Raw genomic sequence first — 24,746 nt, 5'->3', positions numbered from 1 at the left:
ACATGGTCAATAGTTATCTGGGCCACTTCAGTGAGTACCTGGTCGACAGTTTCTTCAAGTTTCTACAGTCGACACGGGTCAACATTAGCAACAAGAAATTACCAGATGTGTACTCATTGTACCAGGCGTTTTATTCTGGCAAAGCTTTTTACGTTCTCATCTAAAGGTTTGGTGTTAGATTGTTTGCTCATCTTATCAGTTTGAGCAAACATTATTTTACTTGCTGTCTTAGACAAGTACCAGCCCAGTGGTATTACTTCTTCGTTTGATCTGGCAAGGGTAATGCGAAGGAATTCATCCGCTTGAACTGAACTGGCAATAAAGTACTGTAAGTCACCTACCGTTGCGGGTGTTCTATCGCCCCAGGCATTGAAAAATGCTGTTAACGGAGCAAATCCCTTTGTATACTTTAAGGCTGCGTTTAACGATTCTTTTCCGTTCTGAATAAAAATAATTACTGGCTTGACAGGACGAGTTATCTTTCGCAGAGCGGAGTCTTGCTTTAAACACTTATTCAGCAGCTGAACCATTTGATAGGCCGTCTGTAAGCCTGTATTCTCATAATAGCCACCGTCAACCAACCGATAACTCATGCTGTTGGTGCAAATTAATCCTGCTGGCGTTACAACTGGAAATCGTGCACTAAGAGCCATTGCTGATTTAACAGGAATGTCCTGTTTCAGATCGGCAAGTACATCGCGGGTATGATAAAAGTTGGTAGTATCTAGGGAAACAGGAGAGATAACCGCTTTTTGACCTGTTTCAACAATTGTACTATTGAGTAGAAGTAGTGGCAACCTGATCTGATCCTTATATAAAGAAGCCAGACCACTATCCAGGGTAAACGGCTTTGTTGTACTGAAACGGGCGAAACGGTTCCGGAAGCTGTCTTCAAGCCAGCGAGCCCGGTCAAACTTGGCTGTCCAGAAAGTGAGCCCTCCTAGTGTTGGATCGGTATAACAGAATGCACCCGTCAGCGCTGATAAAAAGTCACCGGTTATTATACTGTCCATTGTTGGCCGGATTGATCTGGATGCTGGATGGTCATGTAGCCATGCCGTGTAGAAACCGGCTCCCACACTCCCACCAGAAACCCCTGAAATAGCTAAAACGTGATCGCTAAAACCAGGTATTGAATCATTAAGGTAGGATAACGTACTGGCTGTCCAGTAGGCACTTCGACTACCGCCACCTTCAGAAGCCACAATAAATACGGGAATTGTGTCGGTAGTTCCCCCTTTGGCTACTTTATCCAATAACCAGTTGTGTACATAGGTTACGTCAGAAACGCGCTTGAGTGGAGTAGTGTCAACAACGCGAACTTCGCGTCGTAACACATCGAGACCGCTAACATAAAGCAGAATACTAAAACATACCAGAAAGCCCAGTAAAGAAATATAACGGCGATTTAACTGGAAGTTAACCCACATACCCAACAAGCTGTAGCTGCCGAAAGCACTCAGGGTTATAGCACCAAAACCAAACCAACGCGATGGCTCAATGAGGTTGAAAGAGATACTAAAAAGTACAATGAAAAATGCGTTGATGAATGTAATGACTCGTACCCAAGTGATAAATACAGGATACGAACTCGGCTTTACACCTGTACCTGAGGTAACAGCTTCGTTGTAATCAGAAGCTCCATCCTTAACTTTCTGATTGACTAAAGTAACATGTATACTGTTAAACGCCTGAATAACAGCCCAGCCTATTAACGCTATGGCAGTTGGCCAACAGAAGGCGCCATATGGTTTGTCTTTTATGTTTAAACCTGTCTGGAGGAAAGTGAGGGTAACTATTAGAAAAGGCAAACTGCCCATAAAACGCGGCAGATACCGAAGTAGCTTCTCTTGAAAATGTTCTATTGGTTTTCTAAGAGTTGAAAATTGCTCCTGTATCAGAACGGGCCTGATGGTAGCACGTAATAAACACCAACGGGACGTGAATGAAAGGGTAAAGGCCCACAAAATCAGCCCGCCAACAAACGATAAATCCCTGAAAAATACTTCTAAATACCCATGCCAGTTTGTTAGTGCCAACTCGTCTTTACTCTGCCACATTGTGGACCAATCATAAATCATGGCAATAAAAAGATCAGTGAATTGATCCATACTGATTAGGGCGTACGCAAGTAGTATGAGTACAAAGCCAACCAAAACAGGGGACACAACGCCGATTGTAGCTTGTGTGTACTTAAATAAACGATAAAGGAACTGCCACCATTTATTAATGTATTGATATGTGCTTTCGGTTGCGCTTTTTGTAGAGATAGGGCCTTTAGCTTGCATAGATGGTTATATATTTACTCTGATCAAATTACGTAAGCTTACCTGATCTAAATCAATGGGAAATTTCCCCTTTAAAGCCACAGATGTAGCTAGTTCTTCATGACTCACGCTTGTGAGTGGTGGTCAAGTCTATCTTGGCAATGATTTTATTATCAAAATAGACTTGACCACATGAATAGGTGTTAACTAAGGCACTTTTGTATTTTTACACTTCCAAAACCCCTCACTATCATGAACATCAACGGCGACGCCACGAAAGCAAACACTTACGACGCCATCGTTATCGGCTCGGGAATCAGCGGGGGCTGGGCGGCTAAAGAACTCTGTGAGAAAGGCTTGAAAACCCTTGTACTGGAACGGGGACGGGATGTAAAACACATTGTCGATTACCCAACAGCCACGCTTAACCCCTGGGAGTTCAAACACCGTAACCGCATGCCCGAGGCCTTCGACAAAGAAAATCCTATTGCTACCAAGTGCTACGCCCTGGACGAAGCCACCCAGCAGTTTTTCGTTAAAGATGCCGAGCACCCATATGTGCAGGAGAAGCCGTTCGACTGGATTCGGGGCTATCAGGTGGGTGGAAAATCGCTGATCTGGGCGCGGCAGACGCAGCGGTGGAGTAAGTTCGATTTTGAAGCTAACGCCCGCGATGGAGCCGCCGTCGACTGGCCCATTCGCTACGAAGATATCGCCCCCTGGTATAGTCATGTCGAGAAATTTGTGGGCATCAGTGGCAACAAAGACGGTCTGGAAACGCTGCCCGATGGCGAATTCCTCAAACCCTGGGAGCTGAACTGCGTAGAGAAGCACATCCAGAAACGGGTGGCCGAGAGCTATAAAGACCGGCACGTGATTATTGGCCGGTGCGCTCACCTCACAGAACCCAAACAAATTCACTACGATCAGGGACGGGCGCAGTGCCAGGCCCGGCATTTGTGTTACCGGGGGTGCCCATACGGAGGTTATTTCAGCAGTAACTCATCCACCATTCCATGGGCGGCTAAAACGGGAAAGCTTACCCTTCGGCCAGATTCGGTCGTACATTCCATTATTTACGACGAGGCCAGGAAGAAGGCGACGGGCGTGCGGGTAATTGATACGCATACCAAACAGATGACGGAGTATTATGCCCGCATCATTTTCGTCAATGCCGCCTGCCTGAACACGAATCTGGTCTTGCTGAACTCAACGTCCCGGCGTTTCCCGAACGGACTGGGTAATGATAGCGGGGTGTTAGGGCGGTACGTTGCCTTTCATAATTACCGGGGCAATATCGTGGCTGATTACGAAGGGTTCGAAGATGACTACTACTACGGCCGTCGCCCGACTACGGCGTTTATGCCCAATTTTAGAAACGTTTATAAGCAGGAAACCGATTTTCAGCGGGGCTACATGGTGGCGTTTAGTGCCGCCCGGGGTGGCTGGAGCCGGGGAGCGGGTCAGGAAGGTTTTGGAGCCGACTTCAAGGACAAACTGAGCGACCCCGGTGCCTGGCACGTGTTCATGATGATGCAGGCTGAAACCGTTCCGCGTTACGAAAACCACGTGAGGCTCAGCACCGACCAGAAAGATCCGTGGGGAATTCCGCAACTGGTAACCGCCATCGACTACACAGATAATGATGTAAAGGTGATGAAGGACTTTCTGCAACAGGGAGCCGAGATGCTGGAGAAGTCGGGCTGTAAGAACATTAACCCGTACGACGATCACCGCAACCCCGGCCTCGATATTCACGAAATGGGCGGTGTGCGTATGGGCCGCGATCCAAAGACCTCGATGCTTAATGCCCATAATCAGCTGCACAGTGTAAAGAATGTATTTGTGACCGATGGAGCGGCCATGACCTCTACCGGTTCGCAAAATCCGTCCATTACCTTCATGGCGCTCACTGCACGGGCTGCGAACTTCGCCGTCAGCGAACTAAAAAAAGGAAATCTGCAATGAATGACGTACGGTAAAAATTTCGGAATTGAGCTTTTGATACTATTGTGGCCTGGACGGCCATAAGTCAAGTAACTCGTTTTTAAAGTAATCCTTACCGACGATGAAGAAAACCATTCTAGTTGCGCTCGTTACCGTATGCAGCCTGTTGTCTCTGAACGGAAACGCACAAAGCAAAGACCAGGCCGCCGTAACGCAGGCTGTTAGCCAGCTCCGGACACTCATGATTGACCCCGATAAAGCCAAGCTGGAAGCTCTGGCCACCGATGAGCTGAGTTACGGGCATTCGAACGGGAAGCTGGAGGACAAAAAAGAGTTTATCGAGGCTCTGCTAAATGGCTCATCGGACTTTAAAACCATCGACCTCACCGATCAAACGGTTACTGTGGTCGATAATACCGCCTTCGTTCGGCACAAGCTAATGGCCGAAACGGCAAATGATGGCAAGCCCGGTACGGCCAAATTATCGGTGCTTCTTGTGTGGGTTAAGCAAAAAGGAAACTGGAAACTGCTGGCTCGTCAGGCCGTTAAGATTTAATGTTGGTAGTAATCGCCGACCATAAATAAAGCCCGTCAGAAGTCTGACGGGCTTATTTGATTTAAAACCTATGATAACTAGTAAGTAAAGAGAACTAATTTTATTGGTATAACTCTCCTGAACTCACCTGCCTGGTTACTACGATGCCAGGCTCAGGGAATGCTATTTTTTCAGCGTTAACTGTAACGAACTGTCATTTATCTCAAACGTCTTGTTTTTAAGCAGCTTCAGCACTTCGGCGCTGGCCAGTAAGGCAGGTCCGTAGCCATGAGCCGCATAGGGGTTAATGGGCCGGTGGTAATAAAAGGCCGGATCGAAGCCCATGCCCGTACCTACACAAACCCCTTCAACCTGACCTTTATCCGTAACTTTTGTTGACATTGCATTCCAGCCGAGTAGAGTAGCGGGCGCATACGCCAGCGGGTCGAGCCAGCCCTGATTGATGGCATGAGCAAAGGCATAGACGTAAATGGCCGTTGCCGATGTTTCCAGATACGAATCGTGAAGGTCGAGCAGCTGGTGCCAGAATCCCGAACCCGATTGTTGAGCGGCCAGTCCTTTGGCATGCGCTTTCAGCAAGTCCAGCATGGCCGGTCGGCCGGGGTGATTGGCGGGCAGGGCGTCCAGCAATTCCACCGCGGTCAGTATGCCCCAGCCATTGGCCCTCGCCCAATGGAACTCAGGATGCACGCTCATACCCTCAACCCAGCCGTGCATGTACAATCCTTTTTGCTGGTTGAACATCCGTTTCGAGAACTGCGTGACCTGTTTTACGGCTTCGTCGAAGTACTTTTTGTCGCCGGTGAGTTTACCCATTTGCGCCAGGGCCGGAACGCTCATAAAGAGGTCATCGAGCCAAAGCGTGTTGGGTTGCGGGCGGTTGCGGGCCAGTGTCCCATCGGCCAGACGGTATTCTTTCGTCTGAATGTAATTGATGTAATTATCGATCATAGGCCGCAGGTTGGCTTTTACACCCCCGGTACGACTGGCCTTAATCATGGCAGCACACATGGCCCCGGCATCATCGAGGGCATGGGGAGCCAGCACCGAGCGCATAGGTGTGTTGGCAGTAGGGTCGGCGGTTACCTGAGCACGGAAGTAAGGCACCTGCGCGGCAATGAACTCCAGTCGTTTATTGGTATAGTCGGCATATCGGGAATCGCCGGTGGCTTCACTGGCCAGCAGCATACCGGCATAAGTAACGCCCCACTCGTAACTGATCAGCCGAAAATCGCCGGGTTTAAAAATGGCATTAGGATTAAAGGAACCACTCGAAGCAATATCCTTTTTTGTCTCTTTGTCGATGAGCTGCGTTGGCGTATTGGCGTCCAGATACGTATAAATTCGGTTAATAACCTTCGTGACATCCTCCGGTTTAGGCTGACCGTAAGGCACCGGGTAGTCGGGTTGCAGCAGATGTAGGGGTGTGGTGGAGTCGTTGGCTTTAGGCGCACCAGGTTGGGCATAGAGGGTGCTGCCGGTGAGCAGACTGGCGAGTGCCAAACCCAGTGTGCGGTTTGAGAGACCAGTTTTAGGTGGGTAAATAGACATGATGATCATTTAAATCAGGAGTTCAGTGAATGGTCTCCTGTTGGTTGGCTTATGATTACTAAAGTAGAGACCAAATATTATAAATCTCTACTCAGTTTCTATCACGTACACTCCTGCATCAACCAAATAAGCCTTAGGGAGCTGCAAACTTTCATGTTGATAACCGGGTTGATTTGAAACACGACGTATTTCGTCAACTTATTCAATCGTCGTTTTAATTATGGCAGACAACAACAAAACCGCCCTCATTACGGGTGGCTCAAAAGGCATCGGCTACGGTATTGCCGAAGTACTGATTAATGAAGGAATCAAGGTGGCGATCACCAGCCGCTCGTCTGTAGCGGCCGAATTGGCTGCGGCAAAACTAAATGAGATCAAGCCGGGCTATGCACTTGGTATTGCCGCTGATGTGCGGGATTTGGCTTCGCAGCAAAAGGCTGTGGAAACGATTCTTGAACAGTGGGGTCAGCTCGATTATGTGATTGCCAATGCGGGGGTGGGGCATTTTGCCTCTATTCAGGAACTAACTCCCGAACAGTGGCAGGAAACCATCGACATTAATTTAACCGGTGTATTCTATACAGCCAAGGCGACCCTCGATGCGCTGAAAGCGACTGAAGGATACTTTATTTCCATTGCTAGTCTGGCTGGAACTAATTTCTTCGAGAAAGGGGCCGCCTATAACGCCAGCAAGTTTGGTTTGGTGGGTTTCTCGCAGGCCATCATGCTCGATCTGCGCAGCGAAGGTATTAAGGTGACCACCATTATGCCCGGCTCTGTAGCCACCTATTTCAACGACCACCAGCCAAGCGAAAAGGATGCCTGGAAAATACAGCCTGAGGATATCGGTCAGATCGTATCCGACCTGATTCATATGCCCGCCCGTACGCTCCCCAGTAAAATTGAAGTACGTCCCACAAGGCCGGGAGGGAAGTAGGTGATTAGTGAAGTAAGTGGAATAGTGAAGTAGTTGAGTAAGTGAAGTAAGTGGTTTGTGTCTCTGAAAACACTAGCTCCATTGGTTACCCCTTACTTCTCTTACTCAACTACTCCCCTTACTTTACCCACTACACCTATTCCCGAAGCAGTTGCCAGGCTTCTTCGTTGCCTTGCTGAACGGCCAGGTCAAGCGCTGTTAATCCACGGAAGTCCCGGATGGTGGTGTCTGCACCATGTTCCAGAACCAGCTTCACCAGTTGATTTCGGCCAAACAGCGTGGCGAACATCAGGGCGGTACCGTTGTTGCCGTTCTGTATATTCAAATCTGCCCCGTGTTCAATCAGGAGTTTGGCAACCTCAGGGTAGCCTTTAAAACAAACACCCATCAGGGCCGTATTGCCGCTCGCATCCTGCATATTGACGTCGGCGTTGGCCGCTAACAAAGCTTTTACCGCTTCCAGCTGACCGTCGTACGCGGCTATAATCAACGGGGTGAATCCTTTGCCATTCTGATAATTGACATTAACCCCGGCTTCGAGTAACTGATTGATATAGTCGACATCACCCTTACGGGCGGCATCAATGAGTAAGTCTTCGGGTTGGGCTGAAGAAAAAGACATAAACGGGTTTTATTGAGGATGTCTGAAATGGGTTACTGATAGGTAAACAAACTATAATGGATCGTTTGTTTTAAAAACGCTTTATTCCGACCAAAAGTCTGGCATCAAAAGGCAGTAAGGCTTACGGCAGCAACTTGTACGATTCTATGACAGTTCGATTAGGGGTTGACGTGTTTCTGAAGCAGGTGGCCGTTTACCAAGACCAGCGGCTGGCGTTGGTTACCAACCAGGCAGCTATTACCAATACGTATACGCCATCCCGGCAGGCATTGCTTCAGGCTGGCTTTCCAATCGTGAAACTACTTTCGCCCGAGCATGGTCTGGATACCATCGGAGAAGATGGGAAGCCAATGTGCAACGGAATAGATCCGCTGACGGGCTTGCCCATTAGCAGTCTATACGGCGATAAACTCCGGCCAACGGCCGACGATCTGGCCGATGTCGAGACCGTCATCGTGGATTTGCCCGATGTGGGATGCCGTTTTTACACTTATTTATGGACCCTGACGCAGGTGATGGAAGCCTGTGCCAGCCATCAGAAACCGTTGATTCTGCTCGACCGGCCTAACCCGCTTTCCGGCCGGCTGGATTTAGCAGAAGGGCCACTACTGGACGAGGCACACTGTTCTTCTTTTATCGGGCGATGGCGTATGCCGCTGCGGCACTCCTGTACGTTTGGTGAGTTAGCTATATTTTGGCAGCAGGAACGACTACCAACTCTGACTCTCACCGTTGTTAGGGTAGAAGGATGGCAGCGAAATCAATTTGCTACAGACTGGCAACCGTCGTTCGTACCAACGTCACCGGCCATGATTAGTGCAGAAGCAGCCCTTCTGTATCCGGGGCTGGGCTTGCTGGAGGCTACCAACCTGAGCGAAGGACGGGGTACGCCAACGCCTTTCCGTGTTGCCGGTGCTCCCTGGCTGGATGCCGGTAAACTGGTCGCCATTTTTAATGAAACAAGCTTGCCGGGGGTGGTAGCAAGGGCTGTTACGTTTGTTCCGCAAAGTAGTAAATACGCTGGGCAACTATGCCAGGGCCTCATGTTTCATGTTCTGCATCAACAGGGCTTCAGGCCAGTATTGACGGGTCTGCTATTCATTAAGCTTGTATACGATACTCATTTTGAGCATTTCAGGTGGAATTGTTACCCTACGCATGTCAACCCGACTGGCAGGCACCATATGGACAAACTGCTGGGTGTTCCCAACGCTGAAGAATTGTTCTGTCAGCCGTTGCCGGAGTTTACAAAAACGCTTCACATCCTGTTAAGGTGCGAAGCGTGGATGGATAGTATGAAGCCCTATTTGTTCTATTAGTCTTACTTCCGCACGGCTTTGATTGCCTGCCCGTCCCGGATTTCTTCCGACGCTTTTTTTACGATGGCTGTTCCGGCCTGTAAGTCGCCGAATACCTCCACCAGACTGTCTACAACGTTGCCTTTCTGAACTGATACCCACTGGGCCCGGTTGTCGTTTACTTTAATAACAAACATCTTCTCGCTTGAACTAACGACGGATGTCGTCGGTACGAACAGCGTTTTACCCGACCGCTCCACCGGCATCATCACTTCGGCGTACATGCCTGATTTAAGCTCGTGGGATGCGTTAGCTACGTCAAACTCTGCCATCATGGCCCGGTTCGTTTCCACCAGACTTTCGGCCGAGCGGGCCAGCTTCGCGTTGAACCGGCGGTCGGGCATGGCGTTGACCGAGAACGAGACCGCGCTTTTCTTTTGAAGCTGATTGGCGAATGTTTCCGGAATGGCAACAGTTAACCGTAACGTTCGGCTGTCTTCCAGCACGAACAGCGGCTTCCCGCTGTCGCCCGCACCGACCAGGGCACCGGGGCTGATGTTCCGCTCGATGACCATCCCATCGAAGGGAGCCGTAATGGTCAGGTATTGCCGAAGTTCCGTCTTGGCCTGATAGTTTGAGCGGGCCGCCTGAACCGTTCCTCGTGCCACGGCAACCATGGCGCTGTCGGCCTGCATCCTTGCCAGTGCCTGATCGAGTTCGTTAGCCGATACGGCCCCTTCCATTTTCGCCGTTTGTACCAGCCGAGAGTAAGTCAGTTTACTGGCACGGGCCCGCGTTGTCTGCTCCACCAGGGTAGCCTCCTGCGCCTGAACCTGCGCCTGCGCCTGGCTGAGTTCCGAGATAACTTCGGGGGCGTCGAGTCGGGCAAGTATCTGCCCTTTGTGGACAGTTGTACCCCGGTCTACGGTCACATCGCGCACAAAGCCTTTTACTTTCGCGTACATGTTTACCCGGTTCCAGGGTTTCAGCTCGCCAGGCAGGGTAACGCGGTTGCTGGGTTGTAAAGCCTGTACAGACGTTACCTCAACCGGTTGTATGTCCGGTTCTTTGGTTTCAGCGGGTTTATTATCGCTGCTGGCCGACGAACAGGCCGTAAGGCCGACGGCAAAAGAGGCTATTCCGATTAGCGTTATTAGCAGTTTCATATAGTTATTGAGTTAATAGTTACTGACTTATTGGGTTAATGGGTGTTAATAACCCGGTAACTCAATAACCAGATAGTTCCTGTTAGACGATTGAACTCAGCTCCCGATGGTAGAATTTGCTCTCCGGATCGTCTGGGTCAAGAGATACCGATTGGGTGGTGGCTTTGGCCTGAAACTGGGTAAATACGCACGGGAGAATCAGCAGAGCCGCCAACGTGGAAGCTATCAGTCCGCCAATAACGGCCTGGCCCAGCGGGGCAATCTGGTCGCCCCCTTCGCCAAGTCCCGACGCCATTGGAACCATCCCGGCAATCATCGCAATACTGGTCATCAGAATGGGGCGAATTCGGCTGTTGGCTGCCAGCACCACCGCCCGTCGCGTATCGCCAATCTCTAACCGCAGGTTTTCGGCGTTGGTCACCATCAGAATGGCATTGGCGACCGATACGCCTACAGACATAATCAGTCCCATATACGATTGTAGGTTGAGCGTAGCCCCGCAAGCCAGCAACATCAGCAATGCCCCAGCGACCACGGCCGGAATAGCCGCCAGAATCACCAGCGATAGCTTGAAGGATTGGTAGTTAGCCGCCAGTAGCAGGAATATGATGACAATGGCTACCAGCAGACCGGTCTGTAAACTGCTCAGTGTATCGGTCAGCAAGTTGGTTTGTCCACCCAATTCAACGAGTACACCACGGGGTGGTTCGCCTGCTTCCCTGATGGCCTGTTCAACCGCTTTGCGGGCCGTGCCGAGGTCTTTTTTCTGCAAATTGGCGGTGATGGTCACGAGCCTGTTTGGCCCGGCGCGGTCGTACTCGCCCGGCGCGGTACTTTCCGAAAACGTAGCTACATCCGAGAGCAGCGGGTGCATCTCGCCACTCTTCAGCGGGATGTTACCGATATCGCTGGCGCTGCTCATCTGGTATTCCGGAATCTGCACCTGTACCTGATAGGCCAGCCCTTTCGATTCGTCGAGCCAGAGGTTTTTGTCCGTAAAGCGGCTGGACGATGTAGCCGCTACCATTGACCGGGCCACCTGCGTGGATGTTACGCCCAACTGCCCCGCCCGTTCGCGGTTCATCGTGACCTTAAGAATCGGGTAGGCCAGCGGCTGGGCAATCTGCACATCGCGCAGGAAGTCGATTTTCGTCATTCGTTCCCGAATCTTATTGGCAAAACGGCCCGCTTCACTCAGGTCCTTAGCCGCCACTGTCACTTCAATGGGCGTCGACGCGCCCTGACTCATGATCTTTTCGGTCAGCTCAATGGGCTCAAAGGAAATGTTGGCCGCTGGCAAGGCTTTCGCAATTCGGGTCCGAAGGTCTTCTTTCAGATCGTCCATCTGTACGGGATGATCTTCTTTCAGTGACACCTGCAATACGGCTTCGTGGGGGCCGCTGTTGAAGACGAAAATGTTGGATGTACCGTAACTCGATGGAACCGTGCCAACGTAAGCTGATGAAATTTCGACCGCGTCTTTTCCCACTGCTTCTTTGATGATGTCAAGCACTTTCAGCGTAGCCATCTCCGTTCGTTCAACGCGTGTGCCATCCGGAATACGCAGCCGCATCTGAAACTGATGACTGTTGCCATGGGGGAGTATATCCGTGCCGATAACGCTAAAACAAATAACTATAATGGCGATGCTTCCCGCCAGATAGCCGCCAACAACCAGCCCCCGGCGGTTGAGGATTTTTTCGAGCAGGGATGAATACCGCTGCTTGAATTTTTCAAAACCTTTGGCATTCGCTACCGGATGTACACTTTCGTCCAGTATGGCGTGCCGCTCCTGTGCGTCGAGGGCCAGCGTGGGGGCTTCGTGAGCCGGATGGCTTTTCAGCAGCCAGTTGGCCAGGACGGGCACGAATGTTTGCGAGAGCAGGAACGACGCGATCATGGCGAAACCAACCGATAAGGACAGCGGCAGGAACATGGATCGTGGTACGCCACTCATAACAAAGGCCGGGGCAAACACAGCCAGAATAGCCAGTAGAATCAGAAATTCCGGGAAAACGATCTCCTTACACGCATCCCAGATGGCTACCGCTTTGGGCTTTCCGGTCTCCAGATGCTGGTGAATATTCTCAATCGTTACAGTGGCCTGATCGACCAGAATCCCGATGGCCAGCGCCAGCCCCGACAGCGTCATAATGTTGATCGTCTGGCCGCAGAGGTTAAGCATGATCACCGCCGATAGAATCGAGATCGGGATGGTTACTACCACAATGATCACGCTGCGCCAGTCGCGGAGGAAGAGCAGCACCATCAGGCCCGTCAGTACAGCCCCTAGAATACCCTCTGTCACGAGGCTTTTGAGGGCGTTGGTTACGTAAACGGACTGGTCGAATTCGTACGAAATCTTGACGTCTTCCGGCACCGCTGCCCGAAGCTCCGGTAAGGCTTTGCGGATGTTGTTGACCACGTCGAGGGTCGAGGCATCCGATTTTTTGACCACCGGAATGTACACCGCCCGGCGTCCATTTACCAGCGCATAGCTCACCGTTACGTCGGCACCATCTTCTACGGTGGCAATGTCCCGAACGAACACCGTCGGCCCGGAACCCACCCGGATGGGGATGTTCAGAAAATCTTCGGGCCGTTTCACCAGCGAGTTTACCGGCGTCATCAGGGCTTTGTCGCCAATACGGATGTTTCCGGCGGGGGAGGGTTGGTTGTTGGTAATGATAGACTTGATAACCTCTTCAGGCGTGAGCTGATAGCTGCGAACCAGTTGTGGATTGACTTTAATAACAACAGTTCGCTGATTACCACCGAAGGGTGGGGGGCTGGATACGCCCGGAATACGGGAGAACATCGGCCGCACCCGCGACGAGGCATAGTCCTGAATCTCGTTCAGCGAACGGCTCTGGCTTTCGAAAACCAACTGCCCCACCGGTACCGAACTGGCATCGAATCGGACCACCTGGGGTGGTACCGTTCCCTCTGGCATGTAGGCTTTTGCACGAGATACGTTATTGGCAACCTCGGCAGCAGCCTGAGCCATATCCGTTCCCGGATAGAAGGAGAGTTTAATGAGCGATAGACCCTGAATGGTTTTTACGTCAATGTCACGAATACCGGACACATACAGGAAGTGATCCTGATAGCGGGTGGCGATGAAACCGTCCATTTGGTCGGGAGCCATACCACCATAGGGCTGTACCACATAGATGGTGGGCAAATCGAGGTTCGGGAAAATGTCGACCGGGATGGTAAACAGCGACATGACCGAAAAAAATAGAAGCCCCAAAACCGCTACGACCACCGAAATGGGTTTGCGAAGCGCAGAACGAATGATATTGTACATGATTGTTAGGTTAACCCTATTTCACCTGATTCATAAACAGCGACAAATCCCCGTCGGCGGCTGCTTTCAGGAGCAAAAACCGCCATACGTTGCTGACAGCCACATAGCCATCGACTTCGGCACGGTTGAGCGTAAGCACACTTTGCAGTAAAGTGGGTAAGTCGGTCAGGCCGCTTTCGTAGCGCGATTTCGCTTGGTTATACGCCTGTCGGGCGGCCCGGAGTTGAACCGGGGCTTGCCGGGCCTGTTCCAGCGCCACCTGATATTGGGTGTCGGCTTCCTGATACTGCCGGGTAATCTGTAGCCGCTGAGTGTTCAGCAATTGCCGCGACCGTTCTACCTGAAAAAGATCGGCCCGATAGTCCTGCCGAACACGGAGTATATTGGTCAGATTCCAGCGGGCAACTACGCCAACCAGATAATTGCCGACCTGATAACCCAGTCCGTTAAGCTGATTGGTCTGGAAAATATCCCCTTGATTGGAAAAACCGGAACCCCGCGCATTCCCGGCGCCAACCAGCGAAATAACCGGCATTCCCGACCGCTGCGTTGCCAGGCTGCGAGCCGCCGACAGATTGATCTGCGATTCGAACAGCCGTAACGTCGGGTTTTTGGGAGAAATGGAATCGGACAGGAAAGTGCCATTGGGGAGAGACGTGTAAAAACGCATGCTATCTACCTGCATGTTGTTCTGAAGCCGCCCTGCCAGTTCCGAGAGTCGCAGCCGCTGCACCTGTTCCTGCTGCTGGCTGCTGAGGAGAAGCAGCCGAGCCCGAACGGCTTCGGCGGTGGCCAGCGAACTATCGACGCCCGCCCGCATCCCCGACCGGACACCCGCATCGACCACGCGCTTGAACGTTTCTGCCCGATCCAGATTGCTGCGCTGGATCTGAACCAGTTTCTGATTGATGAGCAGCAGCAGATACGCGTCGATAGTTCGGACCTGATGCTGGAAAATCTCACTCTCGTAATCGACTTCAGTGCGCTGAAGGTCGGCTTTGGCAACATCAACGTTGGCTTTGATCCGCCCGAATGTAATGGCCCGCCATTCTATGGTGGCGCTGGTATAGCTGCCAAAGCTGGCCTTCGAAATGGCCATCGGTCGAACTCCGCCGGATGTGGAAATAGCGGTGCCTTCGTTCGGAAAGAACGAATTGTTCAGGCTGTTGCTGGTCGCATAGGTGTATTGGTCCTGGACAATAAGCGAGGGCAGCAGCTCCGTCTGGCTGGCCTGCACCCGTCGCTGAGCACTGCTGACTTCGGCCTGCTTCGCTTTCAGGAACGGATACTGCCGAACGCTTTGCTCGACGACCTGATTCAGATTCAGCGATTGACCCCAAGACGGGAGCGATAGCAAGCTGCCCCCCAGCATGAGGAGCCAGCGCGCTCGGGGGCGGTTCGGGAAGCGACCGGGTGGCCGCTGTTGGGTGAGTTGAAAAGATACGTGTTTCATGCACAACGCCTGACCGGTTCCAGAGCGAGCCTACGATCAAGTGTGTGCAAAGCACGAAGTCAAATTTGGAAACATTTGGGAAAAAGACCGTTCGGCAGAAAGATTGAGCGGGGTTTCGGGAAATGGGTTCCTAAAGGCGCCATTCGAAAGGCTGATCCATGTGCCAACTGTCTGGAACTTGGACAGGGCTTGTGAGTAGGGGTAATGTATGTAGTACTTATCATGATTGCCACTTGCACAATAGTTGAAAACTAACTGCCACGCGTAGAAGAGTAAAAATCACATTCATTCAATTTATCCCCTGGCCAGGCTATCGTGTATTGTTAACTTCCCCGCCCTTAATGAACAATAACAAACTTGGTACAAAGCCGCATTATCAACTACTGGATGGACTTCGAGGGGTAGCCGCTATTATCGTGATATTCTTTCACCTTGCCGAGCCGCTTGCCAGCAGTCACTTCGATAATGTTGTAAATCATGGTTACTTGGCAGTTGATTTTTTCTTTCTCCTGTCCGGTTTTGTCATTGGCTATGCCTACGACGATCGATGGGACAAATTAACCATCGGCGGCTTTCTTCGGCGTCGGTTCGTGCGGCTGCAACCACTCGTTGTATTGGGTATGACACTCGGCGCAATAGGCTTTTATTTTACCGATTCAACTATATGGCCTCTTATTCATACGGTGCCTGTATGGAGGCTGATCCTGGTTATGCTGATTGGCTATACGCTACTACCAATCCCTCTTTCGATGGACATACGCGGCTGGCAAGAAATGCATCCGCTCAATAGTGTTGGCTGGTCCTTGTTTTTTGAGTATATCGCCAATATTCTCTACGCGCTGGGAGTGAGGAAATTATCGAATAAAACACTGGCTCTTTTTGTTGTAGTGGCAGGTGGCGTACTTCTGCATTTTGCTGTTACTAACCCCAACGGAGACGTTACCGGTGGCTGGACACTCAATGCCGAACACATGCGCGTTGGCATAACGCGTACGTTATTCCCATTTTTTGCCGGTCTGCTTTTATCGCGAGTAGCACGGCCGGTCTACATCAAATATGCTTTCGTATGGTGTAGTCTGCTGGTTGCGGCTGTTCTGTTGATGCCAAGAGTAGGCGATGCGAAACATCTTTGGATGAATGGTCTGTACGAAGCTTTTTGCATCATCTTTGTTTTTCCACTCATTGTCTATATAGGTGCCGGTGGTGTGGTGCATAGCCAGACGGAAGCTAAGATTTGTCGGTTTCTGGGCGATCTTTCTTACCCGTTATACATGACGCACTATGTGTTGGTCTATTTTTATGTGGCCTGGGTAAGCAATCATCGCGGCATTACCTTATGGCAGGCCTGGCCTTATGCCGTGCTCACTTTTTCAGGCGCTATTGTGTTGGCTTATGCGAGTTTAAAGCTATACGATGAACCGGTAAGAGCCTGGTTGCGCGAAAAATTGAAGTAGGAGAAAGGAAAGTATACTGACTCCCGGTTACTGAACAACCCCTACTTATTCAGCAGTTGCTCCAGCATGGCATCCAGTTCCTGAACGGACATGTCCCGGCCAATCATGATTTTGGTAGCGTCGAGCAGCACATTGTCGGGCATATAGTGTACAGAAAAAGCCTTTGTAATAGTGGGGGTATCCATAAAATCCTGTAGCTGAATCCAGGGCAGCGGGTATTTTGCCAAGGCGTCCTGACCGTACATCCTGTCAAATTCAACTGATACGGTCACTATTTCGACTCCCAACGGATGATATTTCTGATAAAGCTTCTTTAAGTCGAAATGACGCTTCTGGCAACTAACCTGATGCCGTATGGAGAAATCGATCAGAACGAACCGACTGGTCAGATCTGATAAGCGGGCTACCTTGCCGTTTGTAATAGGCAGGCTGAAATCGACCGCTTTTTTACCCAGTTGTTTTTGCGTCAGTTCGGCTTTAATACGCTGGTAGGAAGGGTATGATGCAAAAGTGGGCAGGCTATTAAATAAATCCAGCGTCTGCCTGTAGGAGAACATGCTTGACGCGAACAGATACCAACTGGATGCCAGGGTGGGCTGTTCGAGGATCAGGTTCGCCACAGCATTCCGGTCAAGTGTTCGTAGAGAGTCTAGCTTACATTCGAGGGTGAAGGCAGTAAGTGAATCGCCGGAAGTCAACGCATTAAGCAGAGCTAACTGGTCGTCCGGGTCAAGGTCGCGGCCATGTTTCGAACGGGTAAACTGTTCGGCCCAGTGTTCACTACTCGCCGATCCCGCAATAATGGCCGACCCAAATAGACCCGATTCAACCCCAATTGAAATCTTGGGAGAGTCGATAAAAAACTGAATATCCTCTTTAAGACCATCGATCCAAAGGTAAGCCGCGCAGGGTTCGGTGAGTTTCAGGGTAAAGATGGCGCTGCGGTTCACAATCGTGGTGGTGTCGATAACGGGTGCTCCCTGAAGGGGTTTGGCAACCACCATCGCCTGTTTACCCTCCCATTCTTTAGAGAAGAAGCCATTGATACTACTTGTAAACTGCGCCTGTACATGACCCGGCAGGCTCAAAAAAAGGACGGTGAAAAGCCAGACTGATGTTTTATATAGAGTTTTTCGCTGGATCATGTGTTTACCTAAAGCCATATGGAATATTTTATTTACTTGGTTGTAAATCTGGTCTTTAGGTTGTATCTGAAACGCCTGGTTACCTTGTTTTCGTCTGCCTGCCGAGGACGCCAGAGGTAAATGGTGAAAAAACTGAAAGTTTTCCTTGACTCTCCCCTTACGTCATAGCCTACTTTTGTTTCGTCACTCAGCAACGATGTATTTATGCGGGAATATTCAGTAAAGAAACTGGCGAAATTAGCCGGTGTCAGTGTGCGCACGCTGCACCATTATGATCGCCTGGGCTTGTTGAAGCCGTCCATCCGTACCGAGGCCAGGTACCGGTTGTATGGCGATAAAGAGTTGATCCGACTACAGCAGATTCTTTTTTATAAGGAACTGGACTTTTCACTGACCGAAATTCGAGCGGTGCTGGATGGGCCGGATTTCAATGTACTGAACGCCCTGGAAAGCCATAAACAGGCGCTAAAATCCAGACAGAAACGACTCGAAACACTACTCGTAACGATTGACAAAACGATTTTAACTTTAAAAGGAGAACGAGTCATGTTAACCAACGAAGAATTATACAAAGGTTTTCCAAAAGGGGATGTGTATAGAAAAGAGGCCATTGAAAAATACGGCAATCAGGTTGTAGAGGAGTCAGAGGAAAAACTGCGCAGAATGGGCGCCCCCGACTTTACCAAACTAAAGGCCGATCAGCAGGAAATTGCTCAGGCACTGGCGGCAATGTTACATCTGAGTCCAACCAGTGAGGCTGTGCAACAGCAGATTGCCCGGCATTACGCCAATATTCGGAGCTTCTGGGGCGAGTCGGTCTGCCAGAGTCGAAACATGGCCGACGCTTATAAAGGGTTGGCGCAACTGTATATTGATGACCCGCGGTACACAATCCGGAATGGTCAGACTAATCCGGAATACGCAGCTTTTTTGAACAAAGCCATGGTGTATTTTGCGGAAAGGCTTTAGTGGAGTAGGTGAAAGTGGTGGAACAACTTACTCCACCACTTTTACTTACTTTCACGCACTCCACCAAATCCCAAATCTTTCCAAAATTGCCCCTTACTTTAGCCGTTGGTTACCATTGGCAACGCTATGAAAGTACTGGTTGTAGAAGATGAACAGGGGCTGGCCGAAAGCATCACCGAGTATATGGTGAAAGACGGCTACGTGTGCGAAACGGCGGCTACTTTCCGCGAAGCAGAAGAAAAGATACACCTCTATACCTACGACTGCGTAATTGTCGATCTGACGCTGCCCGATGGTAACGGCTTTCAAATCATCGAAGCCCTCAAACGATTGATTGCCACTACAGGCGTAATTATCATATCCGCCCGCGACGCCCTGGAAGACAAGCTGAGAGGGCTGGAAATCGGCTCGGATGATTACCTCACCAAACCTTTTCACCTCTCGGAACTGAACGCCAGAGTGAAATCGCTGCTGCGTCGGCGGCAGTTTGGCGGACATACCGAGATCCGCTTCCGTGAGATCGTCGTCGTGCCGCATAATCGCAATGTGTACGTGAATGGGCAACTTACCACCCTCTCGCGGAAGGAGTATGATTTACTCCTCTATTTTCTATCGAATGTGGATGTGGCTCTCACCAAAGCGTCCATTGCCGAACACCTGTGGGGCGATAACATCGACTCGGCCGATTCGTTTGATATGGTATACTCGCATATTAAAAACCTGCGTCGCAAATTGCTGGAAAAAGGAGCTGCCGATTATGTACAATCCATTTATGGTATCGGCTATAAATTCAGTCAGCCTTGAAACTCCTCACCAAAACCAACCGAATCTATCTGGCATTTTCGCTGGTCATCTACCTGCTGACCGCCATTACTTTTTACCAGATTATCCGGCTGGTCATCTACGATGAGGTCGAGAATCGGCTGCGCGTCGAACGGCGGGATTTTGAAGCGTACGTTCGAGCGCATAATACCTGGTCGAACATCCCGTATTTCGTCGAAAATAAAATCAATGTTACGCCTATTCCAGGCAAGGCGGATCCGGTTTCCTCGGAGATTTTTACGGATACGCTTATCCTGAATCGGTACAACGATGAGCTGACGCCATTTCGCCAACTAACGTTCTATCAGCCTATTCAGGGTGTATTGCATCAGGTTGAGATTCGCAAATCCCTCATTCAAACCTACCGGCTTATTGAGGTAATTACAGTGACGATGCTCCTCTTTCTGGGGTTGTTGCTAGTAGGAACTTTCTGGTTCCAGAATAAGCTTTCCGGGCGGCTTTGGCATCCGTTTTATGATACCTTATCACGCATCAAAGGCTTTGATTTGGGCAGCGGGGCACCCCTGGTACTGGACAAGCCCGAGATAACCGAGTTTCGGGAACTAAACGATGTCCTGCAGAAGATGGCCGACAAGATGCAGCAGGATTACCGGAGTCTTAAAGAGTTTACCGAAAATGCCTCCCACGAAATGCAAACGCCACTGGCGCTCATCAATGCCAAAGTGGAACAACTCATTCAGAGTGAGCAACTTACCGAAACGCAAACCCGCTGGATTGAGCGGATCTACCAGGCATCCCGCCGAATAGCGCGCTTGAATCAGGGGTTACTGTTACTGGCTAAAATCGAAAATCGGCAATTTAACGAGAGCCTCCCAATCGACTTATCGGCGTTATTAACTGAAAAGCTGACTGATATGGAGGAAGTGCTGTCGTTCAAACAACTGGCCGTCGATGTACTGGTTGAAGAGCCTTTTGCTGTGCTTCTGCCTGCTTCGCTGGCAGATAGTCTGGTGACGAATCTGGTTAACAATGCCATCAGGCACAACCAGACAAATGGCCGTATTGAGTTGGTTTCGACCGCCGGAGAACTTCGTCTGAGTAACACGGGTGCACCGTTGACAACCTCGCCCGAACGCCTGTTTGAGCGATTTAAGAAGGAAAGTCCCGGCCCGGATTCTGTAGGGCTGGGACTTTCCATAATCCGCCAAATTGGCGATACCTACGGCCTGAGCATCTCTTATCAGGAGACGGCAGGCATTCACTGCTTTCGCATCTCGAAGGTGGTGAGCTGATAGTTGGTTATTGGATTATTAACTTATTGGTTGTTAGGTCGTTTGTCAATGAATAAATAATAGTGAAGTTGATCTGTTATCCATTTCTATGAACTAGTCCGGCTGGGTTGGCAGGCGTTCGGGCGTATTGCTGCGTTTAATGCGGTAGGTCAACCCGATCACTATATTATTTTTTCCGGTTGCCAGTAAGGGCGTAAAAACACCCTGATCGAAGGTGGCCGAGTTATAATTGGTTTGGTTTACCCAGCCGAGTTGTAGAATCCACTGCGTATCGAACTGGTAACCAACGCCCGCGTAAAGTCGATTCCGCTCAAAAGTTGGCCCGATCGGGTTCAGGAAAATCTCGTCGTAAATGGAGAGAAAGGTCGTTTTTTCCTTAACGGTGTGGTTGTTTAGCGGTATGAACATGTTGAGTCGATACCGAAGTCGGCTTCGGTAGGGGGTTGTTCCATCGCGAAAGGTAAACCAGCGTTGTTCCACTCGGTACCGGTGTTCAAATTTCAGCCGGGTCAGGTACTGATTAATGATGAGCTGCTCCCAGAGCCGCTTCTCTGTGTTGAGCGGACCGTCGGACAGCGCCTTGTAATCATAGGTAGCATAGCGCCCGCCCGCTAAAGTCAGCGTGAAGTTTTTGTCGAGGTCATAGCTTACCCCGCCCTTCAATTCATTATAAAAAAATTGGCTAAATACGCCGTTGGCCCGGCCCTGAACTTCGGCAAAGCCACCCCATTTTTTCGGGCCGGTAGGCAACTGAATGGTGCCAATAAGCCAGGTTCCCCAGGGCGAAGAGGGCGTCAGAGACGTTTGAGCAAGGGAACTGGTAAGCGTAAGGGCAAGAAGGCCTGCGAGTAAATAAACAGTAAAACGAAGACGAATCACAATTGACAAATAATGGTACGTCTAGTAAAATTACTCAACGTTATTTACAAGTGATGTTAAGGTAGTTGATCTTAACAATAAAGTAATATTGGCGCTCCAGATAATATTGTATAAGCTACCTACTTACCCCACTCTGATTTATATCGGCTCATTACGGGAGAAGTTACCTTTTACTCAAATCCTGACAGAATAATTTCTTCTTAGTGAAGCAGTGTTGGGTTTGTTTCTCAAATTTACTTCGGTTACTGGCTGGTAGTAGTCCGGTAAACTCATCTCATCCAAACCTTAAGCAACACATGCCAAACCGATTTAGCCAACAGATATGGTTATGTCTGTCTCTATCAGTAGCCGTGGGCACAGCCTGGGCAGGTCCGGCTCCCAAGCCGGCTGCCGTTCGAAAATACACCATCGAGCAGTTCATGAAAACCATTCGTTTTGGCGGGTCCGACATTTCACCCGACGAAAAGACGGTGCTGTTCAGTAGTAATCAGGATGGTGTCTTTAATCTTTATGAAATCCCTTTCGATGGCAGTGGCCAGCCAAAGCAACTGACCAAATCGACAACGAACGCCATTTATGTACTTGGCTACCTGCCCGACGGCCGGATTTTGTATAGCAGCGATCAGGGAGGTAACGAGCTGAGCCACATCTACCTGCGCGAAAAAGATGGTGCCGTAAGCGATCTGACTCTTGCCGAAAAAGCCAAGTTTCAGTTTGCCGGGCTGAGCTACGACCGTAAAAGTTTTTTCTACCAGTCGAACCAGCGCAACCGGGCGGCTTTCGACGTGTACGAGATGGATATCGCCACCATGAAGCCCAAACTCCTGTTCGAAAATCCGGGTGGTTTCTTCCCCGGTGATGTATCCCCCGATAAACGGTACATCGCGCTGTCAAAAACCAGCACGACAACGGATGGCGATGTGTACCTGTATGATACAAAAACGAAAGAAACCAGGCTGCTTACCAAACACGAAGGTGATGTCAATAACGGCCCGGAAGGATTTACTCCGGACAGCAAAAAGCTACTCATCCGTACGGACGAAGGCAACGAGTTCGCCTATGTAAAAGCCTACGATTTAGCTAGTGGGCAAAGTACGATAATGGATAAAGCCAACTGGGATATTTCGGGCGATTACCTATCGTATCGGGGGCGTTACCGCGTTCTGTCGGTCAATAACGACGCCCGTACAGAACTTAAAATCATTGATACGCGCACAAATCAACCCGTTAAGCTGCCCTCGCTACCTGGTGGCGATATTACCGGTGTGACCATTACCGACAGCGAAGGGCGAATGACGTTTTATGTCAACAGTTCCAACTCGCCCGCAACGCTTTACTCGTACGACTTTAAATCGGGCAAAGTGACGCCTTTGGTACGTGGCTTAAATACGGAAATCGACCCAAGCGATCTGGTGGCCGGTGAGGTGATTCGGTATAAATCATTTGACGGGATGGAAATACCCGCCCTGTTGTACAAGCCCAAAGACGCCGGTTCGGGGGCTAAACTGCCCGCTATTCTCTCCATTCACGGAGGACCGGGCGGCCAAACCCGCCTGACCTACTCGCCCCTGGTGCAGTATCTGGTAAACAGCGGTTATGTAGTGCTGGCGGTCAACAACCGGGGAAGCTCGGGCTACGGCAAAACGTTCTACGCGGCCGACGATCGCAAACACGGTGACGCCGACCTGAAAGACTGTGTGGAGTCGAAGAAGTTTCTGACCGCAACCGGCTATGTCGACCCGGCCAGAATCGGTATCATGGGCGGTTCTTACGGTGGGTACATGACACTGGCCGGACTCACCTTTACTCCCGATGAGTTTGCTGTTGGCGTGGATATTTTCGGGGTCGCCAATTGGCTTCGAACGTTGAACAGCATGCCCGAATGGTGGGGGCCACAACGCGATGCCATGTTTAAAGAGATTGGCCACCCAAAAACGGACTCCGTGGCGCTGTACAATAAATCGCCCTTGTTTCATACCCAACGAATCAAAAAGCCGCTTCTGGTTATCCAGGGAGCGAATGACCCGCGTGTGCTGAAAATTGAATCGGATGAGATTGTAGCGAATGTCAAGAAAAACGGTGTCCCTGTTGAATACGTTACCTTTCCGGACGAGGGGCACGGATTTGTGAAGAAAGAGAATGAGATCACCGCGTACAAAGCGGTGCGGGAGTTTCTGGATAAATACCTTCGAGGACCGGACCTTGTAAGGTAATTGTGCGTATAGGAACAGATTATGAATTAAAAAGCCACATGCAGGACAATCTGCGTGTGGCTTTTTAATGTTGAAAGCGCTCTTTAACGAGGAACCTATTCTGCTTCTATCGTTGCAATAACGTTCGCAATAGTTTCGCGCTGGTCGGGAGAAACTGCTTCGGACAGCGTTAGCAGGTCTGCCTTAATGGTTTGCCATTGTGGAAGGCTTAACACAAGCGCATCTGCCTTAAATTCAACTTCGTCGCCTAAATCGGTTTGTGTAATGGGCAGTGGCTCCAGTACAGTTCGCGCAAATTCACTTCGCACCCGCTCTTTTACAAAGGGAACCGGATCCAGATTCGCTTCTTTCAACCGTTGTTTACTAAATACTTTGGTCTTTTTCCACCACATACGTTGAGTCAATTACGTCTTTATTTGTCAACTGAATTGGGGGAACAAAGTTATTGGACAATCCATACGTTAGCGCATTGAGCCGACGTGACGATTGAAAAATTTAATGCCCGAATAAATATACATGAGCAACACCGCCGATTCCAGAACGGCCTTGAGGTAATTGTGGCTGTTCATGTCAATAAAATACGTATTGACCCAGTCGGTCAGGAGTGTAAAGTAACTAAACAGAATACCGGATGCACCGGTGAGAATAAGCAAGAAAAGTAATGTCTTACGCATAAGTCCCAAAATTAAAAAGGGTATTGCCAGTAACGTGGAGTACTGCATATGACCCGTATACGGGAAAAGGGTTTAATTGAGATTAATTATTTTTCAGTTTTTTATTCTGTGAGCAAATACGCTGCCATATGTATCCCACCTATAGCGATTTGCTTAAATAAAAGAAATGTATGCATGAATTTCGTCTACTAGTATACAGTTTACTGTCAATCGGCACATATGTCTATAGC

At 50.0% G+C, this 24,746-nt stretch carries 19 protein-coding genes; 9 read left to right on the top strand and 10 right to left on the bottom strand.

Going from position 1 to position 24,746, the window contains the following annotated elements:
- Positions 1-113: 113 nt before the first annotated feature.
- The gene (locus tag NT073_RS26450) at positions 114-2,288 is read right to left on the bottom strand and encodes a patatin-like phospholipase family protein (RefSeq protein WP_297379704.1); all 2,175 of its coding nucleotides are present in this window, start codon (positions 2,286-2,288) and stop codon (positions 114-116) included.
- Positions 2,289-2,519: 231 nt separating this feature from the next.
- Between NT073_RS26450 and NT073_RS26445 the strand changes: the two genes are divergently transcribed.
- Positions 2,520-4,235: a GMC family oxidoreductase gene (locus tag NT073_RS26445; protein WP_297379701.1), complete on the top strand. Its 1,716-nt coding sequence runs from the start codon at positions 2,520-2,522 to the stop codon at positions 4,233-4,235.
- Between the two features lie 100 nt (positions 4,236-4,335).
- The gene (locus NT073_RS26440; protein ID WP_297379698.1) at positions 4,336-4,770 is read left to right on the top strand and encodes a nuclear transport factor 2 family protein; all 435 of its coding nucleotides are present in this window, start codon (positions 4,336-4,338) and stop codon (positions 4,768-4,770) included.
- 162 nt (positions 4,771-4,932) lie between these two features.
- Here the strand turns inward: NT073_RS26440 and NT073_RS26435 are convergent, their stop codons facing one another.
- Positions 4,933-6,321, bottom strand: coding sequence for a glycoside hydrolase family 88 protein (locus tag NT073_RS26435; protein WP_297379696.1), 1,389 nt, complete (start codon positions 6,319-6,321; stop codon positions 4,933-4,935).
- Between the two features lie 220 nt (positions 6,322-6,541).
- Between NT073_RS26435 and NT073_RS26430 the strand changes: the two genes are divergently transcribed.
- Positions 6,542-7,258, top strand: a complete 717-nt coding sequence (locus tag NT073_RS26430; RefSeq protein WP_297379694.1) for an SDR family oxidoreductase — start codon at positions 6,542-6,544, stop codon at positions 7,256-7,258.
- 136 nt (positions 7,259-7,394) lie between these two features.
- Here NT073_RS26430 and NT073_RS26425 read toward each other — a convergent pair whose 3' ends face one another.
- Positions 7,395-7,880, bottom strand: coding sequence for an ankyrin repeat domain-containing protein (locus NT073_RS26425; RefSeq protein WP_012925074.1), 486 nt, complete (start codon positions 7,878-7,880; stop codon positions 7,395-7,397).
- 146 nt (positions 7,881-8,026) lie between these two features.
- Between NT073_RS26425 and NT073_RS26420 the strand changes: the two genes are divergently transcribed.
- Positions 8,027-9,199, top strand: coding sequence for a DUF1343 domain-containing protein (locus NT073_RS26420; protein ID WP_297379689.1), 1,173 nt, complete (start codon positions 8,027-8,029; stop codon positions 9,197-9,199).
- A gap of 2 nt (positions 9,200-9,201) precedes the next feature.
- On the opposite strand, the gene NT073_RS26415 is transcribed toward NT073_RS26420, so the two are convergent.
- The 3 genes from NT073_RS26415 to NT073_RS26405 form a co-directional block, all read right to left on the bottom strand.
- Complete coding sequence (locus NT073_RS26415) at positions 9,202-10,344, bottom strand: efflux RND transporter periplasmic adaptor subunit (RefSeq protein WP_297379686.1); 1,143 nt, start codon at positions 10,342-10,344, stop codon at positions 9,202-9,204.
- Between the two features lie 82 nt (positions 10,345-10,426).
- Entirely contained in the window at positions 10,427-13,654 is a 3,228-nt protein-coding gene (locus NT073_RS26410; protein WP_297379683.1) for an efflux RND transporter permease subunit, read from the bottom strand.
- A gap of 16 nt (positions 13,655-13,670) precedes the next feature.
- Complete coding sequence (locus NT073_RS26405; RefSeq protein ID WP_297379681.1) at positions 13,671-15,107, bottom strand: TolC family protein; 1,437 nt, start codon at positions 15,105-15,107, stop codon at positions 13,671-13,673.
- Positions 15,108-15,448: 341 nt separating this feature from the next.
- On the opposite strand from NT073_RS26405, the gene NT073_RS26400 reads away from it, so the two are divergent.
- On the top strand, positions 15,449-16,561 hold the full coding sequence (locus tag NT073_RS26400) for an acyltransferase (RefSeq protein ID WP_297379679.1): 1,113 nt from the start codon (positions 15,449-15,451) through the stop codon (positions 16,559-16,561).
- Between the two features lie 41 nt (positions 16,562-16,602).
- Here NT073_RS26400 and NT073_RS26395 read toward each other — a convergent pair whose 3' ends face one another.
- The gene (locus tag NT073_RS26395; RefSeq protein ID WP_297379676.1) at positions 16,603-17,706 is read right to left on the bottom strand and encodes a TlpA disulfide reductase family protein; all 1,104 of its coding nucleotides are present in this window, start codon (positions 17,704-17,706) and stop codon (positions 16,603-16,605) included.
- Positions 17,707-17,910: 204 nt separating this feature from the next.
- Between NT073_RS26395 and NT073_RS26390 the strand changes: the two genes are divergently transcribed.
- The 3 genes from NT073_RS26390 to NT073_RS26380 all read left to right on the top strand — a co-directional run bounded on the left by NT073_RS26390 (position 17,911) and on the right by NT073_RS26380 (position 20,750).
- The gene (locus NT073_RS26390; protein ID WP_297379674.1) at positions 17,911-18,675 is read left to right on the top strand and encodes a MerR family transcriptional regulator; all 765 of its coding nucleotides are present in this window, start codon (positions 17,911-17,913) and stop codon (positions 18,673-18,675) included.
- A gap of 126 nt (positions 18,676-18,801) precedes the next feature.
- Positions 18,802-19,479: a response regulator transcription factor gene (locus NT073_RS26385; protein WP_297379672.1), complete on the top strand. Its 678-nt coding sequence runs from the start codon at positions 18,802-18,804 to the stop codon at positions 19,477-19,479.
- A complete protein-coding gene (locus NT073_RS26380; RefSeq protein WP_297379670.1) occupies positions 19,476-20,750 on the top strand; it encodes a HAMP domain-containing sensor histidine kinase in 1,275 nt (424 codons plus the stop codon). The genes NT073_RS26385 and NT073_RS26380 overlap by 4 nt, the downstream gene beginning before the upstream one ends.
- Before the next feature lie 93 nt (positions 20,751-20,843).
- On the opposite strand, the gene NT073_RS26375 is transcribed toward NT073_RS26380, so the two are convergent.
- Positions 20,844-21,629: a DUF2490 domain-containing protein gene (locus tag NT073_RS26375; RefSeq protein WP_297379667.1), complete on the bottom strand. Its 786-nt coding sequence runs from the start codon at positions 21,627-21,629 to the stop codon at positions 20,844-20,846.
- Positions 21,630-21,925: 296 nt separating this feature from the next.
- On the opposite strand from NT073_RS26375, the gene NT073_RS26370 reads away from it, so the two are divergent.
- Positions 21,926-23,842: a S9 family peptidase gene (locus tag NT073_RS26370; RefSeq protein ID WP_297379664.1), complete on the top strand. Its 1,917-nt coding sequence runs from the start codon at positions 21,926-21,928 to the stop codon at positions 23,840-23,842.
- 95 nt (positions 23,843-23,937) lie between these two features.
- On the opposite strand, the gene NT073_RS26365 is transcribed toward NT073_RS26370, so the two are convergent.
- Together NT073_RS26365 and NT073_RS26360 are read right to left on the bottom strand one after the other, a co-directional pair.
- The gene (locus NT073_RS26365) at positions 23,938-24,234 is read right to left on the bottom strand and encodes a hypothetical protein (protein ID WP_297379661.1); all 297 of its coding nucleotides are present in this window, start codon (positions 24,232-24,234) and stop codon (positions 23,938-23,940) included.
- Between the two features lie 69 nt (positions 24,235-24,303).
- A complete protein-coding gene (locus NT073_RS26360; RefSeq protein ID WP_297379659.1) occupies positions 24,304-24,516 on the bottom strand; it encodes a hypothetical protein in 213 nt (70 codons plus the stop codon).
- Between the last annotated feature and the right edge of the window lie 230 nt (positions 24,517-24,746).

It is taken from the genome of Spirosoma sp. (assembly GCF_026391055.1).
In the GTDB taxonomy this organism is placed as follows: domain Bacteria; phylum Bacteroidota; class Bacteroidia; order Cytophagales; family Spirosomataceae; genus Spirosoma.
The sequence above is the reverse complement of the archived record's forward strand: the minus strand, read 5'-3'. Positions and strand labels throughout refer to the sequence as shown.

What these genes read in the sequence shown, in the direction of transcription:
- NT073_RS26420 (WP_297379689.1), top strand. Translation starts at nt 8,027, where the DNA reads ATGACAGTTCGATTAGGGGTTGACGTGTTTCTGAAGCAGGTGGCCGTT.
- NT073_RS26365 (WP_297379661.1), bottom strand. Translation starts at nt 24,234, where the DNA reads ATGTGGTGGAAAAAGACCAAAGTATTTAGTAAACAACGGTTGAAAGAA.
- NT073_RS26450 (WP_297379704.1), bottom strand. Translation starts at nt 2,288, where the DNA reads ATGCAAGCTAAAGGCCCTATCTCTACAAAAAGCGCAACCGAAAGCACA.
- NT073_RS26390 (WP_297379674.1), top strand. Translation starts at nt 17,911, where the DNA reads ATGCGGGAATATTCAGTAAAGAAACTGGCGAAATTAGCCGGTGTCAGT.
- NT073_RS26405 (WP_297379681.1), bottom strand. Translation starts at nt 15,107, where the DNA reads ATGAAACACGTATCTTTTCAACTCACCCAACAGCGGCCACCCGGTCGC.
- NT073_RS26410 (WP_297379683.1), bottom strand. Translation starts at nt 13,654, where the DNA reads ATGTACAATATCATTCGTTCTGCGCTTCGCAAACCCATTTCGGTGGTC.
- NT073_RS26430 (WP_297379694.1), top strand. Translation starts at nt 6,542, where the DNA reads ATGGCAGACAACAACAAAACCGCCCTCATTACGGGTGGCTCAAAAGGC.
- NT073_RS26425 (WP_012925074.1), bottom strand. Translation starts at nt 7,880, where the DNA reads ATGTCTTTTTCTTCAGCCCAACCCGAAGACTTACTCATTGATGCCGCC.
- NT073_RS26440 (WP_297379698.1), top strand. Translation starts at nt 4,336, where the DNA reads ATGAAGAAAACCATTCTAGTTGCGCTCGTTACCGTATGCAGCCTGTTG.
- NT073_RS26370 (WP_297379664.1), top strand. Translation starts at nt 21,926, where the DNA reads ATGCCAAACCGATTTAGCCAACAGATATGGTTATGTCTGTCTCTATCA.
- NT073_RS26400 (WP_297379679.1), top strand. Translation starts at nt 15,449, where the DNA reads ATGAACAATAACAAACTTGGTACAAAGCCGCATTATCAACTACTGGAT.
- NT073_RS26385 (WP_297379672.1), top strand. Translation starts at nt 18,802, where the DNA reads ATGAAAGTACTGGTTGTAGAAGATGAACAGGGGCTGGCCGAAAGCATC.
- NT073_RS26415 (WP_297379686.1), bottom strand. Translation starts at nt 10,344, where the DNA reads ATGAAACTGCTAATAACGCTAATCGGAATAGCCTCTTTTGCCGTCGGC.
- NT073_RS26445 (WP_297379701.1), top strand. Translation starts at nt 2,520, where the DNA reads ATGAACATCAACGGCGACGCCACGAAAGCAAACACTTACGACGCCATC.
- NT073_RS26360 (WP_297379659.1), bottom strand. Translation starts at nt 24,516, where the DNA reads ATGCGTAAGACATTACTTTTCTTGCTTATTCTCACCGGTGCATCCGGT.
- NT073_RS26395 (WP_297379676.1), bottom strand. Translation starts at nt 17,706, where the DNA reads ATGATCCAGCGAAAAACTCTATATAAAACATCAGTCTGGCTTTTCACC.
- NT073_RS26435 (WP_297379696.1), bottom strand. Translation starts at nt 6,321, where the DNA reads ATGTCTATTTACCCACCTAAAACTGGTCTCTCAAACCGCACACTGGGT.